Raw genomic sequence first — 1,507 nt, forward strand, 5'->3', positions numbered from 1 at the left:
GACGCGATCGGCCACGTCGCCGAGGCCCACCGCGCCCACCACCCCGACGCCGACCTCGACCCCCTGCGCCGCGCCTATCTGCTGGCCGAGTCCTCGCACCGCGGCCAGATGCGCAAGAGCGGCGAGCCGTACATCACGCACCCGCTCGCCGTGACCCTGATCCTCGCCGAGCTCGGCGCGGAGACCACCACCCTGACCGCGTCCCTCCTGCACGACACCGTCGAGGACACGGACGTGACCCTCGATCAGGTCGGCGACCAGTTCGGCGCCGAGGTCCGCTACCTGGTCGACGGCGTCACCAAGCTGGAGAAGGTCGACTACGGCGCCGCCGCCGAGCCCGAGACCTTCCGCAAGATGCTCGTCGCCACCGGCAACGACGTCCGCGTGATGTCGATCAAACTCGCCGACCGGCTGCACAACATGCGGACCCTCGGCGTCATGCGCCAGGAGAAACAGGAGCGCATCGCCAAGGTCACCCGGGACGTCCTCATCCCCCTCGCCGAACGGCTCGGCGTCCAGGCGCTCAAGTCCGAGCTGGAGGACCTCGTCTTCGCGGTGCTGCACCCCGAGGAGCACGCGCACACCCGGGAGCTGATCGCCGAGAACGAGGCCCGCGCGGACGACCCGCTCGCCTCCGTCGCCGACGAGGTGCGCAAGGTGCTCCGCGAGGCGGACATCCCCGCCGAGGTCCTCATCCGGCCCCGGCACTTCGTCTCCGTGCACCGCGTCTCCCGCAAGCGGGGCCCGCTCTCCGGCGCCGACTTCGGCCGCCTGCTGGTCCTCGTCCAGGAGGACGCCGACTGCTACGCCGTCCTCGGCGAACTGCACACCTGCATGACGCCCGTCGTCTCCGAGTTCAAGGACTTCATCGCCGTACCCAAGTTCAACCTGTACCAGTCGCTGCACACGGCCGTGGCCCGCGCGCAGGACGGACAGGTGATCGAGGTCCTGATCCGCACCCACCAGATGCACAAGGTCGCCGAGGCCGGCGTCGTCGCGCTCGGCAACCCCTACGCCACACCGGCGGAGGAGCAGGGTGCGGGCGACGGCGAGCGCATCGACCCCACCCGGCCCGGCTGGCTGTCCCGGCTGCTCGACTGGCAGCGGGGCGCCCCCGACCCCGACACCTTCTGGTCCACCCTGCGCGAGGACCTGGCCCAGGACCGGGAGATCACCGTCTTCCGTCCCGACGGCGGCACCCTCGGCCTGCCCGACGGCGCGACCTGCGTGGACGCCGCCTACGCCCAGTACGGCGAGGACGCGCACGCCGCCATGGGCGCCTACGTCAACGGCCGCCTGGCGACGATGAGCACGGTGCTCCGGGACGGCGACACCGTGCAGCTCCTCATGGGGCAGGACCCCGCCTCCGAGCCCTCCCGTGAGTGGCTGGAGCACGCCCACACACCCGCCGCCCGCATCGCCATCCAGCGCCGGCTCGCGGCCCGCCCCGCGCCCGCCGACCCCGAGGACGCGCCCCGCGAGCGGACCCCCGCACCGGCCCAGGACG

At 72.7% G+C, this 1,507-nt stretch carries 1 protein-coding gene; it reads left to right on the plus strand.

Annotated elements, in window-relative coordinates:
• The coding region (locus tag GTW67_RS14660; RefSeq protein WP_161165261.1) for a RelA/SpoT family protein at positions 1–1,507 on the plus strand (1,507 nt) is incomplete at both ends.

The organism is Streptomyces sp. SID5910 (assembly GCF_009862125.1).
GTDB lineage: Bacteria > Actinomycetota > Actinomycetes > Streptomycetales > Streptomycetaceae > Streptomyces.